At 64.7% G+C, this 16,255-nt stretch carries 15 protein-coding genes; all 15 read left to right on the top strand.

All coding sequences use genetic code 11. The features are described from left to right. The first annotated feature begins 69 nt into the window (after window positions 1-69). The 15 genes from thrS to H3U90_RS07845 all read left to right on the top strand — a co-directional run bounded on the left by thrS (window position 70) and on the right by H3U90_RS07845 (window position 16,249). Complete coding sequence (gene thrS, locus H3U90_RS07775; protein WP_198177789.1) at window positions 70-2,115, top strand: threonine--tRNA ligase; 2,046 nt, start codon at window positions 70-72, stop codon at window positions 2,113-2,115. Between the two features lie 3 nt (window positions 2,116-2,118). After that, entirely contained in the window at window positions 2,119-2,793 is a 675-nt protein-coding gene (gene pgsA, locus H3U90_RS07780) for a phosphatidylinositol phosphate synthase (RefSeq protein WP_198177790.1), read from the top strand. A gap of 4 nt (window positions 2,794-2,797) precedes the next feature. Beyond that, a complete protein-coding gene (locus H3U90_RS07785) occupies window positions 2,798-3,808 on the top strand; it encodes a phosphatidylinositol mannoside acyltransferase (protein WP_198177791.1) in 1,011 nt (336 codons plus the stop codon). After that, on the top strand, window positions 3,783-5,069 hold the full coding sequence (locus H3U90_RS07790; protein WP_198177792.1) for a glycosyltransferase family 4 protein: 1,287 nt from the start codon (window positions 3,783-3,785) through the stop codon (window positions 5,067-5,069). Before H3U90_RS07785 ends, H3U90_RS07790 begins: the two co-directional genes overlap by 26 nt. Window positions 5,070-5,130: 61 nt before the next feature. Beyond that, entirely contained in the window at window positions 5,131-5,886 is a 756-nt protein-coding gene (locus H3U90_RS07795; RefSeq protein ID WP_045935369.1) for a YebC/PmpR family DNA-binding transcriptional regulator, read from the top strand. Window positions 5,887-5,890: 4 nt separating this feature from the next. Further along, window positions 5,891-6,472, top strand: coding sequence for a crossover junction endodeoxyribonuclease RuvC (ruvC, locus tag H3U90_RS07800; RefSeq protein WP_110412913.1), 582 nt, complete (start codon window positions 5,891-5,893; stop codon window positions 6,470-6,472). Window positions 6,473-6,514: 42 nt separating this feature from the next. Then, window positions 6,515-7,126, top strand: a complete 612-nt coding sequence (ruvA, locus tag H3U90_RS07805) for a Holliday junction branch migration protein RuvA (RefSeq protein ID WP_198177793.1) — start codon at window positions 6,515-6,517, stop codon at window positions 7,124-7,126. A gap of 3 nt (window positions 7,127-7,129) precedes the next feature. Further along, a complete protein-coding gene (gene ruvB / locus H3U90_RS07810; RefSeq protein ID WP_232340671.1) occupies window positions 7,130-8,206 on the top strand; it encodes a Holliday junction branch migration DNA helicase RuvB in 1,077 nt (358 codons plus the stop codon). 66 nt (window positions 8,207-8,272) lie between these two features. Then, window positions 8,273-8,869: a preprotein translocase subunit YajC gene (locus tag H3U90_RS07815; protein WP_198177794.1), complete on the top strand. Its 597-nt coding sequence runs from the start codon at window positions 8,273-8,275 to the stop codon at window positions 8,867-8,869. A gap of 108 nt (window positions 8,870-8,977) precedes the next feature. After that, window positions 8,978-9,562 (top strand): adenine phosphoribosyltransferase, encoded by a 585-nt coding sequence (locus tag H3U90_RS07820; protein WP_198177795.1) that lies wholly within the window; start codon window positions 8,978-8,980, stop codon window positions 9,560-9,562. A gap of 22 nt (window positions 9,563-9,584) precedes the next feature. Next, window positions 9,585-10,799, top strand: a complete 1,215-nt coding sequence (sucC, locus tag H3U90_RS07825; protein ID WP_198177796.1) for an ADP-forming succinate--CoA ligase subunit beta — start codon at window positions 9,585-9,587, stop codon at window positions 10,797-10,799. Beyond that, window positions 10,796-11,719 carry a succinate--CoA ligase subunit alpha gene (gene sucD / locus H3U90_RS07830; RefSeq protein WP_198177797.1) on the top strand — a complete coding sequence of 308 codons (924 nt, stop codon included), beginning with the start codon at window positions 10,796-10,798 and terminating at the stop codon, window positions 11,717-11,719. The genes sucC and sucD overlap by 4 nt, the downstream gene beginning before the upstream one ends. 50 nt (window positions 11,720-11,769) lie before the next feature. Continuing rightward, entirely contained in the window at window positions 11,770-13,092 is a 1,323-nt protein-coding gene (locus tag H3U90_RS07835) for a cell division protein PerM (protein ID WP_198177798.1), read from the top strand. Window positions 13,093-13,144: 52 nt separating this feature from the next. Next, entirely contained in the window at window positions 13,145-14,746 is a 1,602-nt protein-coding gene (gene purH, locus H3U90_RS07840; protein WP_198177799.1) for a bifunctional phosphoribosylaminoimidazolecarboxamide formyltransferase/IMP cyclohydrolase, read from the top strand. A gap of 129 nt (window positions 14,747-14,875) precedes the next feature. After that, the gene (locus tag H3U90_RS07845) at window positions 14,876-16,249 is read left to right on the top strand and encodes an NAD-dependent succinate-semialdehyde dehydrogenase (RefSeq protein WP_198177800.1); all 1,374 of its coding nucleotides are present in this window, start codon (window positions 14,876-14,878) and stop codon (window positions 16,247-16,249) included. The last annotated feature ends 6 nt before the right edge of the window (window positions 16,250-16,255 follow it).

Genomic DNA, 16,255 nt, shown 5'->3' on the forward strand with positions numbered 1-16,255 from the left:
GGCTGTGGCTCGATAACCATGTCCAGCCTGCACCCTGTAACGCGGGCTCCGATAGCAAGGACGGCATTCATGACACAGTCGAGCATCTCCATCATCGTCAAGGGCGAACGGAAGGAGGTGGCGGCGGATCAGACTGGCGTCCAGCTTTTTGCTGACGACAAGGACATCATCGCCGTCGACCTCAACGGGCAGCCACGCGACCTCTACACACCCCTGCACGAGGGCGACAAGGTCGAGCCCATCACCCTGGAGAGCGATCAGGGGCTGGCCATCATGCGACACTCGGCCACCCACGTCATGGCCCAGGCCGTCCAGGAGATCCGTCCGGACGCCAAGCTTGGCATCGGCCCGGTCATCAAGGACGGCTTCTACTACGACTTCGACGTGGACAAGCCTTTCACCCCCGACGACCTCAAGCAGATCGAACAGCGGATGAAGCGGATCATCAAGTCCTCCCAGAGCTTCCGCCGGCGCGTGGTCACCGAGGAGGAGGCCCGCAAGGAGGAGGCCGACCAGCCCTACAAGCTGGAGCTGATCGGGGCCAAGGAGGCCGAGATCAACAGCGAGGAGGCCACCGAGGTGGCCACCGGCGGCGAGCTGACCATGTACGACAATCTGGACCGCGAGGGCAACACGGTCTGGAAGGACCTCTGCCGGGGCCCCCACCTGCCCAACACCCGCTACATCCGCAGCTTCAAGCTCATGCGCACGGCCGCCGCCTACTGGCGCGGGGACGAGAAGAACCCCATGCTCCAGCGCATCTACGGTACCGCCTGGGCCAACAAGGACGACATGAAGGCCTACACCGCCCGTCTGGAGGAGGCCGCCCGCCGCGACCACCGCAAGCTGGGCGCCGAGATGGACCTCTTCTCCTTCCCGGACGAGATCGGGCCCGGCCTGCCCGTCTTCCACCCCAAGGGCGCGGCCGTCATCAACGCCATGGAGGACTACTCCCGTGAAATGCACCGGCGCAACGGCTACTCCTTCGTGCAGACCCCGCATATCACCAAGGGCCACCTCTACGAGATCTCGGGCCACCTGCAGTGGTACAAGGACGGCATGTACCCGCCCATGCACCTGGACGAGGAGAAGGACGCCAACGGCAAGGTCACCCGCCAGGGCTTCGACTACTACCTGAAGCCCATGAACTGCCCCATGCACAACCTGATCTTCAAGTCCCGCCAGCGCTCCTACAAGGAGCTGCCCCTGCGGCTGTTCGAGTTCGGCACCGTCTACCGCTACGAGAAGTCCGGCGAGGTCCACGGCCTGACCCGCGTGCGCGGCCTGACCCAGGACGACTCCCACATCTACTGCACCCGGGACCAGATGAAGGGGGAGCTGACCAACCTGCTCCAGTTTGTGCTCAAGGTCTTGAAGGACTTCGGCCTCAACGACTTCTACCTGGAGCTGTCCACCAAGGATCCCAACAAGTTCGTCGGCTCCGACGAGGTCTGGGAGGAGGCCACCAACACCCTGGCCGAGGTGGCCAAGGACTCCGGGCTGGAACTGGTCGACGACCCCGAGGGCGCCGCCTTCTACGGGCCCAAGATCTCCGTGCAGGCCCGCGACGCCATCGGGCGCACCTGGCAGGTCTCCACCATTCAGCTGGACTTCAACCTGCCCGAGCGCTTCCAGCTGGAGTACATCGCCGCCGACGGCTCCCACCAGCGGCCGGTCATGATCCACCGAGCCCTCTTCGGCTCCATCGAGCGCTTCTTCGCCATCCTGCTGGAGCACTACGCCGGCGCCTTCCCGGCCTGGCTGGCCCCGGTCCAGGTGCAGGCCGTGCCCGTGGCCGACGAGTTCGCCCCCCACCTGGAGCACCTGCTGGACCAGCTGCGCGACGACATGGTCCGCTGCGAGATCGACCGCTCCGACGATCGCTTCGGCAAGAAGATCCGCAACGCAGCCAAGTCCAAGGCCCCCTTCATCCTGATCGCCGGCGAGGAGGACGTCTCCAAGAACGCGGTCTCCTTCCGCTTCCGCGACGGCAGCCAGCTCAACGGCGTGCCTGTGGAGCAGGCCCGCGCCTGGATCAACGAGGCCATCAAGGTCCGCGCCCAGATCAACTCGGCGGACGACTTCCGAGCGAACACCTCCTGCAGTCAGGACTGACCAATGTTCGAGCATCTACGACGCCCCTGGAAGCGCATCATCGCCCCCATCGCCCGCGGTCTGGTTCGTCTGGGCGTGAGCGCCAACGGTGTCACCATCAGCGGAGCCGTAGGCACCACCCTGGTCGCCATCGCGACCGGGTTCACCGGCTGGCTCCTGCCCGGGGCCATCGTCCTGGCCATCCTGGTTGCCTTCGACTCCCTGGATGGTTCCGTGGCCGCGCTGACCGGCGGTGGCACCCAGTTCGGGGGCTTCCTGGACTCCACCCTTGACCGGATAGCCGACTGGGCCGTCCTGACCGGGGTCATCATCTACCTGCGCCGCCACGAGCTGGCCTGGGTGGCCGACGGCAGCCACCAGGGTCCCGACATCTGGGCCCAGGTGGGCATGGCTGCAGCCCTCTTCGCCATCATGACCTCATTCGTCACCTCCTACGCCCGGGCCCGGGCCGAGGCCGAGGGCTTCGAGGCCAAGAACGGCATCGCCACCAGGTCCGACCGGCTGGTCATCATCCTGGTGGGCATGGCCCTGACGGGAGCCGGGCTGCCCCTGGCCGTGCTCAGCTGCTTCCTGATCCTGCTGGCTCTGCTGGGCATCGTCACCGTCTGGCAGCGGATCAGCCACGTCGCCAAGGACATGGGCCGCAACCCGCAGCCCGCCAATCCCAACCACGAGTGAGCCTATGCCGGACCGACTGCTCATCTTTCTGGCGCAGCACGCGCGTCTGGTGCCCGAGGGGCTGCTGCGCGGCCTCTTCCTGGCAGCGGCCGACCTATGTTGGCTGTTCCGGATAGGCGGCGTCAGACAGCTGGAGCGCAACCTGGCCCATGTCATGCCGGAAGCCGACCGTCGCAGCCTGCGGCGCACCTCACGCCAGGGCATGCGCTCCTACTTCGTCTACTTCGTCGAGGCTCTGACCGTGGGGGCCCGCACCAAGGAGCAGCTGCTGGCACGCATACACGGCGGTGGCAGCGCCTACCCGGATCCGGCCAAGAGCGACATCGGTCTGCGATCCCTGCCCATCGGCATGGGCCACCAGGGCAACTGGGACTACGCGGGCTTCTGGGCCTGCTCCACGGTCGGCCAGGTCACCACGGTGGCCGAGCGGCTGCGGGACCAGGGCATGCTGAACACCTTTGCGGACATCCGTCGCCGCCTGGGCATGAACATCCTGCTGACCGGCGAGCCGGACATCACCGGCCGTCTGACGACCCTGCTGCGGAAGCCTGACCAGGTGGTGCCCCTGCTGGCCGACCGCGACCTGAGCCGCCGAGGCGTCTTCGTCAAGGCCTTCGGTTCCTGGATTCGCGTGGCCGCCGGACCTGCCGTCATCGCCTTGGATGCCCGTCTGCCCCTGTATACCGTGAACATGCACAGGGAAAGGCTGACGGGGGAGCGCCGCCGACAGGCCAAGGCCCCCTACGGCTATGTCTGCCAGGTGGACGGGCCCATCGCCATCGAGCCCTACCTGGACATGCCCCGGGAGCAGGCCATCAAGGACCTGACCCAGGCCTGGGTGGACCAGTGGGCCCAGGGCATTCGCGAGCATCCCGAGGACTGGCACATGCTCCAGCCGATTTTCCTCGAGGATCTGGATCTTTCCCGGATGCACGACCTGCCGGACTTCATCCTGGCCAAGGCATCCGAGAACATAGGAGGTGACGGGCATGAAGGCACCCGAACAAAGGCCTGAGCGGGAGCCGGAGCGGGCCGCCATCAAGGCGCCTCTGCGGGTGGGGATCATTTCGCCCTACTCCTTCGAGACCCCGGGAGGCGTCCAACTGCACATTCGCGACTTCGCCAGGCATCTTATGGAGCGCGGCCACCAGGTGCAGGTTCTGGCCCCGGGCCGACGCACCCAGGACATGCCCCTCTGGGTGCAGACCACCGGCTCCTCCTTCTCCATTCCCTACAACGGATCCGTAGCCAACCTGAGCTACTTCGGCGTGGCCGGCCACAAGACCCGGCAGTGGGTCAGACAGGGCCACTTCGACATCCTGCACCTGCACGAGCCCGAGGTGCCCTCGCTGAGCCACAAGCCCCTGCGGCCCGGATTCATCCCCTGCCCCTATGTGGCCACCTTCCATGCGGCCTTCGATTCGACCCCGCTGGCCCTGAGGCTGACCAGACGCTACCTGCGCCGATACCTGGCCAACATCAGCCAGGCCATCTTCGTCAGCCCATCGGCCATGCAGAACGCCCAGAATCTGCTGGAGCCGGGCATACCCAGCCAGATCATCCCCAACGGCATCGAGACCAGAGCCCTGCGCAATGCCCGGCCGCGCCCGGAATGGCAGGGGAGCGAGCGGGAACCCACGATCGGATTCCTGGGACGGATGAAGGAGGAGCGCAAGGGGTTCAGGATTCTGGCCCAGGCCGCGCCCGCCATTCTTCGGCGCGTGCCCGGAGCCCGCTTCCTCTGTGCCGGTGACGGCCAGGGGGAGGCCCGGAAAATACTTGAGGCCGTCGATCCCGGACTGGCCCGGCACTTCACCTTCCTGGGTCGGATCAGCGATGAGGACAAGGCCTCCTTCTACCACAGCCTGGGCCTGTATGTGGCACCGCAGACCGGGGGGGAGAGCTTTGGCATCGTGCTGGTCGAAGCCATGGCGGCAGGCTGCCCGGTGGTGGCCTCGGACCTGCCAGCTTTCGAGGATGTTTCCCAGAACGGGCACAGCGCGCGACTGTTCGCCAACGAAGACCCGCAGGACTGCGCCCGGGTGGTCCTTGAACTGCTGGACGACCGACCCAAGCGACTGGATCTGGCCTCGTACGGAATGCGGCGGGCCAACGACTACGACTGGGAGCGGGTCACCGACCAGGTTCTGGATGTCTACGCCCGTGCCTTGGCCGCGCGACCCGACCATCGCCGTGGACTGCTGGGCAGGCTGGTGGGCCGCAGGGCTGGTTCTCCTTACGATGAAGCCCCCACGGAAGGGCCTGAAAACCCGTAAAATTGTCGAAGAGCGGAACTAGAATTCCATTCGTTTACGCATTCGTACCGTCAGGAGACATATGTCAGGGCATTCGAAGTGGGCGACCACCAAGCACAAGAAAGCAGCCATCGACGCCAAGCGTGGCAAGCTCTTCGCCAAGCTGATCAAGAACATCGAGATCGCTGCCCGCACCGGCGGCGGTGACCCCGACGGCAACCCCACCCTCTACGACGCCATCGTCAAGGCCAAGAAGTCCTCCGTGCCCGCAGATAACATCACCAGGGCCGTCAAGCGCGGCTCGGGCGAGGAGGCCGGAGCGGCCAACTACGAGAGCATCGTCTACGAGGGCTACGCTCCCGCCGGCGTGGGCATCATCATCGAGTGCCTGACCGACAACCGCAACCGCGCGGCAGCCGAGGTTCGTTCCACCCTGACCAAGGGCGGCGGTTCCCTGGCCCAGAACGGGTCGGTCAGCTTCAACTTCGAGCGCAAGGGCCAGATCATCGTCCCCTCGGAGGGTCTGGACTACGATACGGTCTTCGAAAAGGCCGCCGAGGCCGGTGCCGAGGATGTGCAGGACAACGGCGAGAGCTACACCGTGCTGACTGCCCCCGGCGACATGGTCAACGTCCGCAAGGCCCTGCAGGATGCGGGCATGGACTACGATTCCGCCGATCTGGTCCTCAACCCCAAGAGCGAGGTCACCCTGGACCTGGACTCCGCTCGCAAGGTCTCCAAGCTGATCGACAACCTGGACGACCTGGACGACGTGCAGGAGATCTACAGCAACTGGACCGCCCCCGACGAGGTCATGGCCCAGTTGGACGACGAGTGACCCTATGATCGTTCTCGGCGTCGACCCGGGGCTCACCCGATGCGGCGTTGGCGTCATTGAAGCCGGTGCATCGCGCCGGCTTTCCTTTGTTCATGTGGACGTCGTGCGCTCGGACCCCGAACAGAGCCAGGACCTGCGGCTGCTGACCATCTACCAGGGACTGACGGCCGCCCTGGACCGTTTCAGCCCCGACGTGGTTTCCATCGAGCGGGTCTTTGCCCAGTCCAACCACAACACCGTGTTGGGAACCGCCCAGGCGGCCGGGTTGGCCATGCTGGGGGCGGCACAACGAGGCATTCCGGTGGCTCTGCACACGCCCACCGAGGCCAAGATGGCCGTGACCGGCAACGGCCAGGCCGACAAAATCCAGGTGCAGCGGATGGTGGCCCGCATTCTCGGGCTCAACCAGCTGCCCAAGCCCGCCGATGCCGCCGATGCTCTAGCCCAGGCCATCTGCCATGCCCTACGGCCTGCCGGGGCTATCCAGGGCGGGGAACGCGAGGAGCATCTGACCCAGGCCCAACGCCAGTGGGCACAGGCCTCTGCAAAGTACGGCAAGCATCGGGGAGTCCAGCGAGACATGTAAGCTGATTCGAACAGACGTTCGATTCCATCGAGGGGTGATCAAGTGCTGGCAATGCTGACCGGGCGGGTGGCCGCCATCGAAACGGGCTCCGCCGTCATCGATGTTTCGGGGGTGGGTTTCGAGGTGCGCATGCCCCAGTCGGACCTGGCCTCCATGCGTGCCGAGTCCACGGTCACCGTCTACACCGCCCTGTCCCTGACACAGGACGCGCTGACCCTCTACGGATTCCTCAGCCGCACATCCAAATCGCTCTTTGCCCAATTACAGAAGGTCAGCGGCATCGGGCCCCGCGTGGCCTTGTCCATCCTCGCCACCCTGAACTCGGACCAGCTGGCCCAGGCCGTGGCCGACGGCGATGCTGCGGCCCTGTCCCGGGCGCCCGGCCTGGGCAAGAAGGGCGCTCAGAAGATCATCCTCGAACTCTCCGGCAAGCTGGATCTGGATGCTGGCACGGACAGGCAGGGACCCGCCCAGACCGACGATGGCGCCCATCAGGTGGTGGAGGGGCTGATTTCCCTGGGTTGGCTGCAGCGTGATGCCGAGCAGGCCGTGGAGCAGACCTGCAGCGAAGGCGGCTACTCCCTGCCCCTTCAGTCGGCCGACATTCCCAAGGTGCTCAAGCAGGCCCTGACCCGGCTGGACAGGGGGCGCTGACCCATGGCTGACAAGCAGATGTCCACGGGGTACATCGACTCCCAGAATGGCGACGCCCAGGAGGAATCCCTGCGGATGGTCTCGGCCCGACCCATCGAAGGCGAGCCGGTTAGCGACGAGGAGCTGCGTCCGGAAACCCTGGACGGGTTCATCGGCCAGCCCCGGCTCAAGGCCCAGCTGGGACTCTTCCTGAAGGCCGCCAAAAAGCGGGATGTGGCCCCCGATCACATCCTTCTGGCAGGCCCTCCAGGCCTGGGCAAGACCACCCTGGCCATGATCGTCGCCCACGAGCTGGAGGTGCCCATCCGGGTCACTTCGGGCCCGGCCGTCCAGCATGCCGGCGACCTGGCCTCCATCCTGAGCTCACTGGAGGCCGGCGAGGTGCTCTTCATCGACGAGATCCACCGCCTGCCCAGGGCCGCCGAGGAGCTGCTCTATATCGCCATGGAGGACTTCCGGGTGGATGTCATGGTAGGCAAGGGCCCCGGAGCCTCCTCAATTCCGTTGACGCTGCCCAGGTTCACGGTCATCGGCGCCACCACCCGTGAAGGCATGCTGCCCTCGCCTCTGCGGGCCCGTTTCGGCTTCACCGCCCACCTGGACTTCTACTCGGAGGAGGAGCTGGAAAAGCTGGTCGAGCGGTCGGCCAGGGTCCTGGGCATCGTCCTGCAGGATGATGCCGCCCATCAGCTGGCCCTGCGCTCCCGAGGCACGCCCAGGATCGCCAACCGCCTGCTGCGCCGTGTGCGCGACTGGGCCATAGTCCACGATCTTCCCGAGGTTGGACCTGATGACGTCAAGCAGGCCCTGGCCCTCTACCAGATTGACTCCGAAGGGCTGGACCGTCTGGATCTGGCCGTCCTCCAGGCCATCGTGAACAGTTTCGACGGCGGACCCGTGGGCCTGAACAACCTGGCCGCCATGGTGGGCGAGGAGGCCGAGACGGTCGAAACGGTCTGTGAGCCCTACCTGGTGCGTGAGGGCTTCCTGGTACGCACCCCAAAGGGGCGTGTGGCCACCTCCAAGGCTTGGGAGCACCTGGGCCGCAAACCGCCCGAGGATGTCATGAAGCTGTTCTAGACTGGGGTCTTCGCAGCAATGCATATCGCCGTTTGATACCCGTCGAAACAAGGAGTGGAAACAACCATGGGATCCATGATTTTCATGATCGTCATCATCGCCCTGATGATCGCCATGATGTGGGGAAGCTCCCGCAAGAGCAAGCAGCAGCAAGCCGCCGTCCAGGACTTTCGCCAGTCCTTGCAGCCCGGTGACGAGGTAGCCACCACCACGGGCCTTCTGGGCAAGGTCGTCTCCGTTGACCTGGAGAAGGAACAGGTGGTCATCGACTCCGAGGGTTCGCAGTCACGCTGGCGCATCCAGGCCATTACCCAGCCGCCCATCGTCCCGGCCTACGTCCACGATGACGAGGTCGACGAAAACGGCAACCCCCTGCCCGAGCAGGTCGAGGGCCAGTCCGAGGACGCGGATGCCCCCGCCGAGGTCACCGCCGCCGAAGACGGTGACAATGCTGACGATACCGCCACACAGAACTTTGCCGCCTCCGAAGGCAAGGATGATGCACAATCCAAGTCGTCGGATTCCGAACCGGAGCAGGAAGACGAATCAGACAAGGCCAGGACTGCTGAGAAGTCCGATGACGCTGCCGACTCGGATGCGTCCAAGGATTCCGCCGAATCCAAAGAATCCGAGGCTTCGGATTCGACTTCTGCCAAGTCCTGAAACTTATACGCGCGCCACACCTTCCGTCGGGCTGACTCTGAACGGAAACGCGGCGCGCGTATGATGGCCCCGGCAACCACTTCCAAGGAGCAAAACAGAAAGAAGATCATGGCTCAATCGGACGATATCAAGGTTGGAGAACTTAAGCAGGTGGGCGATGATGACGCCGCTTATCTGATCTCATTGATCCGTACCATTCCGGACTTTCCCAAGAAGGGGATCCTTTTCAGGGACTTCATCCCGGCCATGTCAGATCCCAGGGGATTGGCCATCATCCTCGACGCCATGAAGCGCACCCTGCCCGTCAAGCCAGAGGACTTCGACCTGGTAGCCGGGCTTGAGGCACGCGGCTTTCTGATCGGCCCCCAGCTGGCATGCGACCTCGGCAAGGGCTTCCTGCCCATGCGCAAGGCCGGCAAGCTCCCTGAGCCCACCTACAGCCAGGAATACGCCCTCGAATACGGCAACGCCCGAATCGAAATCGAGCAGGGCTCCCTGAGCCGCGGCCAGCGAGTCCTGATTGTCGACGACCTGATCGCCACCGGCGGTTCCGCACAGGCTGCTGCACATCTGGTGGAGCAGGCTGGAGGCAGGGTGGCTGGTTTCAGCTTCGTCATGGAACTCAACGGTCTGGACGGCCGCAAGGCCCTGGGCGACTACCCGGTCACCTGCCTGATGAACATGCCCGCCTGAGCTCGATTGGGGGACCTTCACCATGGATTTGTACGAATACCAGGCCAGGCAGCTGCTCGCCGAACATGGCATCTCCCAGCCAAGGGCCGTCTATGCCTCAACCGCAGAAGAGGCCGGTCAGGCAGCCGACGTCATCGGTTACCCCTGCATGATCAAGGGCCAGGCCACCATCGGCCACAGGGGACAGGCAGGAGCGGTCAAGCGAGCCGAGAATCACGATCAGGCCGTGGCTTTGGCCCAGGCCATCCTGCCCATGAACATCGATGGCCATCCGGTCAGCGGGATTCTGGTCACGGAAGCCCGCAACATCCTGCACGAGTATTACCTGTCCATTTCGGTGGACCGCACCTCCCGGGACTACGATGTCCTGGCCACGGCCAGCGGCGGCACCGAGGTGGAGACCATCGCCCGTGAGCACCCCGAATCAGTCCGGCGCCTGCACATCGGCCCCCTGGAGGATTTCGACAGGCAGGCCGCCCTCACCATGGCCGAGCGCATCGGTTTCTACCACGCGGATCTGGAGCAGGCCGCACAGATTCTCCTGGGCATGTGGCACACCTTCCAGGACAGCGATGCAACCCTGGTCGAGATCAACCCCCTGGCCAAGGTGGGGGACCCGGACGACGAGGCCACCAAGCACCTGGATGCCCTTGATGCCAAGATCTCCCTGGACGGGAACGCAGCCTTCCGGCACGACGGCTGGAAGAGGTTCGCAGACCCGGCGCAGGTCGACCCACTGGAAGCCAAGGCCAAGGCCGCAGGCCTGCACTACGTCCATCTGGACGGCCAGGTGGGCGTCATCGGTAACGGCGCAGGACTGGTCATGAGCTCCTTGGATGCGGTCGCCGGGTCGGGACGCAGACAGGGCGTTCCTGTTGGCCCCGCCAACTTCCTTGACATCGGCGGCGGAGCCTCGCCCGAGGTCATGCGCACCAGCCTGGACGTGGTCCTCTCCGACCCCAAGGTCCGTTCGGTCATGGTAAACGTCTACGGGGGCATCACCTCCTGCCAGCAGGTGGCCCAAGGCATCCTGGCCGCCGTGAACGCTGCGGGCGAGCAGGATCAGAACGACGACCGGCCCATCGTGGTCCGCTTCGACGGCAATGAGGCTGCAGAGGGACTGGACCTGCTGGCCAGGGCCCGACAGCCTCGGCTCAAGGTGGCCCGCACCATGGAGGAGGCGGCAGACCAGGCTGTGGCTCTGGCCGCTCAGGCAGAAAAGGAGACGGGACGATGACCCTCTTCGTTGAAGACGGCGCCCCCGTCATGGTCCAGGGCATGACCGGCCACCAGGGCATGGTCCACACGGCCCGCATGATGGCGGCAGGCACCAACATCCTGGCCGGGGTCAACGCCCGCAAGGCCGGAATGACGGTAGACTTCGAGGGTCCGGACGGCCAGGCCCGTCATGTGCCCGTATACGCCGATTGCGCAGCAGCCCGTCAGGCGACCGGAGCCCGCACCTCCGTGGTCTTCGTGCCGCCCAGATTCGCCAAGGATGCCATGGTCGAGGCCATCGAGGCCGGCATCGCCCTGATCGTGGTCATCACCGAAGGCATTCCCGTGTCCGATACCGCATACTGCGTAGCCTTGGCCAGGGAACGCGGCTGCCGCATCGTAGGCCCCAACTGCCCGGGACTGATGACCATGTCCGACCGGCCCAACGGCGTCGGCGTGGATCTGGGCATCATCCCGCAGGGCATCGCCGGTCGCGGTCCGCTTGGCCTGGTCTCCAAGTCCGGCACCCTGACCTATCAGCTCATGGGGGAGTTGTCCTCCATCGGCTTCACCGCCTGCCTGGGCATCGGCGGCGACCCCATTGTGGGCACCACCATGCTGGAGGCTCTGCAGGCCTTCAACCGCGATCCTGAAACCAAGGCCTGCGTCATGATCGGCGAGATCGGGGGCTCGGCTGAACAGGAGGCCGCACACTGGGCCTCCACCCACATGACCAAGCCCATCGTGGCCTATATCGCCGGCTTCACCGCCCCCGAAGGCAAGCAGATGGGCCACGCCGGAGCCATCATCTCGGGGGGCAAGGGCACGGCGGCAGACAAGAAGCAAGTGCTTGAGTCCGTCGGCATCAAGGTGGGCACCACACCCGGTGAGACGGCCAGGTTGACCCGCGACCTGCTGCGGGAGCATGCCATCATATGACCGACAGGGTGAAAGTATGGTTCCGGGGGGCCCTAGAGGCCTTCCTAGCCATGCTTATCTACACTGTCGCCCTAGGTGCCTGCATGGCCCTGCTCCTGCTCATCATTTCCATTGAGGAGGGCGGTCCATCGCTGTCAATGGCCACTGTGGCCCTGACGGAAACCATCACCCTGCTCACCCAAGGCTGCGGATTCACGGCCGGAGCCCTCACCCTGACCATCATCCCCCTGCTGCTGACCGGTCTGCTGATCTGGGTGGTCCGCACATTGGTCGGCCGCATGGGCATGTCCGTCGGCGGATGCATCGCCGGTCTGGTCGTCTGGATGCTGTGTAGTCTCATCCTCATGCAGGGCAGCCAGACCATCCAGGTGGACACTACCCCGGTCATTCTTCTGCGCACCGGACTGGTCTTTCTGCTGGGCTACGGCTGGGCATGGGTCCGCTCCGAACCATTCCGACAAGCTGTAGCCAAGCGCATCAAAGAAGCTCTGCCTGTCCAGGTCCGCAAGACCGTTCGGCTCGGCCTCACGGCCGGCCTGATCCTCCTGGCTGCCATGCTGGCCGCCGGCCTGATCGCCCTGATCGTCTGGATTGTTCTCTATCACGGAGATGTGGGCCGCCTGTTCAAACTGACACGTATGGGCACCGCCTCGGCTGTGACGACCAGCCTGGCGTCCCTGGCCTGGCTGCCCAACCTGATCATCTGGGCTGCCTCCTGGCTCTTCGGAAACGGTTTCAAGATCGGTCAGCTGGCCACCTTCACCCTCTGGTCCGGCCACGCCTCCAGTCTGCCCTCGCTGCCTCTCTTTGGGCTTTTCCCAGAGCCGGTCTCCCGGCAGGAGGTTCGTATGCTCCTGCTCAACCTGCCTCTGCTGGCCGGCGTGGTTGCCGGCATTCTCTTGCTGACCGGGCCATGGGGGGTCAGAATTCACGCTGCCGTGCGCCAAGCAGGGCTGAAGTCCCGGGATACGGCAGTCTGCTTCCTGATGGCAACCCTGGCCATGGCCCTGGCCTGGCTGATCACCCTGCTCGGCCTTGCCCTGCTTTTCCAACTCTCCAACGGGGCCCTGGGCCGCCAGCGACTGGCCGGAGTGGGCGTGCCCATAGCCTCCTCCCTGCGCATGATCGGGACCTCCCTGGGGGTCGGCCTGCTGGGCGTATGGTTACTGGCCCTCATCATCGCCGCACTGGTCATCATCAAGGATGCCCTGGTCGTCTATCTGCGCCAGGCAGGAGACAAAAAGACTTCCGCCAAAGCGGAAAACAAGGAAAAACACAACCAATCACGCGGTCAGGAGGGAAAGGAGCCCAAGGCAACCGACCGAGCAGACACACCACGACAAGTCTCGTCCACCCGCAGACCAGGCAAGTAGGTCCGAAGGTGGCTGGGCGCCTCGGCAATCAAGCATAGGAGTAGGAGTTTCCATGGTCACCACGAATCGCACCATCAACCGAGCGCTGGTCTCGGTCTATCACAAGCAGGGCCTCGAATCCCTGGCATTGGCCTTCCGCCAGGCAGGCACCGAGGTCGTCTCCACCGGCAGCACCGCAAAGAAGCTGCAGGATCTGGGCGTCCAGGTCACCCCGGTGGAAAAGGTCACCGGTTTTCCCGAGAGCCTTGACGGCCGGGTCAAAACCCTGGATCCGCACATCCACGCCGGGCTGTTGGCCGACATGACCAACCCCGACCATGTCCAGCAACTCAAAGACTTGGGCATTGCCCCCTTCGACCTGGTGGTGGTCAACCTCTACCCCTTCGAGCAGACCGTCCTTGAGGGCGCCGACGCAGACCAGTGCCTGGAACGCATCGACATTGGCGGCCCTGCCATGATTCGCGCCGCTGCCAAGAACCATGCCAGCGTGGCTGTCATCACCGACCCGGAAGACTATGCCCTGGCCGCCGAGCGCATCGCCTCCGGCACCGGTTTCAGCCTGGCCGAGCGCGGACGTCTGGCTGCAAAAGCCTTCGCACTGACCGCCTCCTATGACGCGGCCATCGCCGAGTGGACCGCACGCACATGGGTTGACGACAAGCATGACAAGACCGAAGATCAGAAACCAGCCCCGGCACTGACTCGCACCTGGCGTCTGGCCAACCAGCTGCGCTACGGCGAGAACCCCCACCAGAAGGCCGCCCTCTACCTGGACCCGCTGGACCGGGACGGCTTCGCTGCTGCAGAGCACCTGGGCGGGGCCAAGGAAATGAGCTACAACAACTATGTGGACGCTGACTCCGCCTGGCGCTCGGTCTGGGATTTCCCCGACCTGCCCGCAGTGGCCGTGGTCAAGCACTCCAACCCCTGCGGTCTGGCCGTGGGGGAGGACATCGCCCAGGCCCACCGCCGAGCCCACGCCTGCGACCCCATGAGCGCCTATGGCGGGGTCATCGCCGCCAACCGCACCGTCACCCTGGCCATGGCCCAGCAGATCAAGCCGGTCTTCACCGAGGTGATAGTGGCGCCGAGCTATGAGCCCAAGGCCCTGGACCTGCTGCGTACCAAGAAGAACCTGCGCATCCTGTCTGTGGAGCGCCACCCGCGTCAGCGCCCGGTCATCCGTCAAATCGACGGGGGAGCCTTGGTGCAGACGCCCGACCTGATCGATGCCCCGGGAGACGACCCCTCCACCTGGCGTCTGGTCTCCGGCAGCCCCGCCGACCAGGCGACCATGGATGATCTGACCTTCGCCTGGCGGGCCATCCGCTCGGTCAAGTCCAACGCCGTGCTCCTGGCCAACCAGGGAGCCACCGTGGGCATCGGCATGGGCCAGGTCAACAGGGTGGACTCCAGCCACCTGGCGGTCGAGCGTGCCAACACCCTGGACGAGGGCCGTAACCGTGCCAAGGGCTCTGTGGCTGCATCCGACGCCTTCTTCCCCTTCGCAGACGGTCTGGAGTATCTGATCCAGGCCGGTATCCGGGCCGTGGTGCAGCCGGGAGGGTCCATCCGTGATCCCGAGGTGATCAAGGCCGCCCAGGACGCCGATTTGACCATGTATCTGACCGGAACCCGCCACTTCTTCCACTGATGAAACCGGACCCCGCGGTCGAATGTCGCCCTGCGGCAAATTCGTTGACCGCGGGGTCCAATGCAGTGATATGCTGAATGAACTGACCAGCGATGATGCTGACTGGGACCCATAATCGAAGGAGATATTGTGACCTATCAGACAGTCAATCCTTTTAACAACCAACTGATCAAGACCTACCCGGATGCCACAGACGAAGATCTGGAGAACGCCCTGGCCCGCGGCCATGACCTCTACAAGACCTGGCGCAAGCAGGAGGGCCCCGGCGACCGCCCCGCGCAGCTGCGGCAGGTGGCCAAGCTCTTCCGTCAGGATGAGGACACTCTGGCAGCCAACCTGACCAGGGACATGGGCAAGCTGGTGGGCGAGGCCCGCGCCGAGGTGGAGCTGTGCGCGGACATCGCCGACTACTTCGCCGACCACGCCGAGGAGCTGCTGGCTCCCGTCCCCCTGGACAACCCCGCTGGCAAGGCCTACTACGTCAAGCAGGCAACGGGCGTCCTGGTCATGGTGGAGCCCTGGAACTTCCCCTACTACCAGATCATGCGTGTGTTCGCCCCCAACTTCATTCTGGGCAACCCCATGATCCTCAAGCACGCCTCCAACGTGCCCGGCTCGGCGGTGGCCTTCGAGGAGACCGTGACCAAGGCTGGAGCCCCCGAGGGCAGCCTGACCAACCTCTTCATCAACTATGACCAGGTGGACCGTGCCATCGCCGATCCACGGGTCTCTGGCGTGGCCCTTACCGGGTCGGAGCGCGGCGGCGCTTCCGTGGCCAAGTCGGCCGGAGCCCACCTGAAGAAGTCCTCCATGGAGCTGGGCGGCAACGACGTCTTTATCGTCCTGGATGACGCTGACTGGGATCTGCTCAAGAAGGTAGCCCCAAGTGCCAGACTGATGAACGCCGGTCAGGTCTGCACCTCCTCCAAGCGCTTCATCGTTACGGAGAAGCACTACGACGACTTCGTCTCGCTCATCGTCGATGCCTTCTCACACGCGGTTCTGGGTGATCCCAGCAACCCCGAAACCACGCTGGCCCCCATGTGCATGGTCTCCGCCCGCGACAACCTGGCCAAGCAGGTCGAAAAGGCTGTGGCCGGTGGAGCCAAGGTAGTCTACGGCAACAAGCCCTACGATTCGCCGGGGGCCTTCTTCACCCCGACGGTTCTGACGGACATCGACCGTGACAACCCCGTCTACAACCAGGAGATGTTCGGCCCCGTAGCCTCCATTTACAAGGTGGCCAACGAGGATGAAGCCATCGAACTGGCCAACGACTCCAGCTACGGCCTGGGTGGTGTGGTCTTCTCATCGGATACCGAACATGCGGATGCCCTGGCACGTCGCATCGAGACCGGCATGACCTTCATCAACGGCGGTTGGGTGACCATGCCAGAGCTGCCCTTCGGAGGCATCAAGAACTCCGGCTATGGCCGCGAGCTCTACAGCCTGGGCTTCGACACCTTCGCCAACGAGCATCTGATCTTCCAGCACAAGAACTGATCGGAC

It is taken from the genome of Bifidobacterium sp. W8103 (assembly GCF_016100775.1).
GTDB classification, from domain to species: Bacteria; Actinomycetota; Actinomycetes; order Actinomycetales; family Bifidobacteriaceae; genus Bombiscardovia; species Bombiscardovia choladohabitans.

Coding starts and splice junctions, on each gene's coding strand:
- ruvC (WP_110412913.1), top strand. CDS start 5,891: ATGATCGTTCTCGGCGTCGACCCGGGGCTCACCCGATGCGGCGTTGGC.
- H3U90_RS07835 (WP_198177798.1), top strand. CDS start 11,770: ATGCTTATCTACACTGTCGCCCTAGGTGCCTGCATGGCCCTGCTCCTG.
- purH (WP_198177799.1), top strand. CDS start 13,145: ATGGTCACCACGAATCGCACCATCAACCGAGCGCTGGTCTCGGTCTAT.
- pgsA (WP_198177790.1), top strand. CDS start 2,119: ATGTTCGAGCATCTACGACGCCCCTGGAAGCGCATCATCGCCCCCATC.
- H3U90_RS07820 (WP_198177795.1), top strand. CDS start 8,978: ATGGCTCAATCGGACGATATCAAGGTTGGAGAACTTAAGCAGGTGGGC.
- H3U90_RS07785 (WP_198177791.1), top strand. CDS start 2,798: ATGCCGGACCGACTGCTCATCTTTCTGGCGCAGCACGCGCGTCTGGTG.
- H3U90_RS07790 (WP_198177792.1), top strand. CDS start 3,783: ATGAAGGCACCCGAACAAAGGCCTGAGCGGGAGCCGGAGCGGGCCGCC.
- thrS (WP_198177789.1), top strand. CDS start 70: ATGACACAGTCGAGCATCTCCATCATCGTCAAGGGCGAACGGAAGGAG.
- sucD (WP_198177797.1), top strand. CDS start 10,796: ATGACCCTCTTCGTTGAAGACGGCGCCCCCGTCATGGTCCAGGGCATG.
- H3U90_RS07815 (WP_198177794.1), top strand. CDS start 8,273: ATGGGATCCATGATTTTCATGATCGTCATCATCGCCCTGATGATCGCC.
- ruvB (WP_232340671.1), top strand. CDS start 7,130: ATGGCTGACAAGCAGATGTCCACGGGGTACATCGACTCCCAGAATGGC.
- sucC (WP_198177796.1), top strand. CDS start 9,585: ATGGATTTGTACGAATACCAGGCCAGGCAGCTGCTCGCCGAACATGGC.
- H3U90_RS07795 (WP_045935369.1), top strand. CDS start 5,131: ATGTCAGGGCATTCGAAGTGGGCGACCACCAAGCACAAGAAAGCAGCC.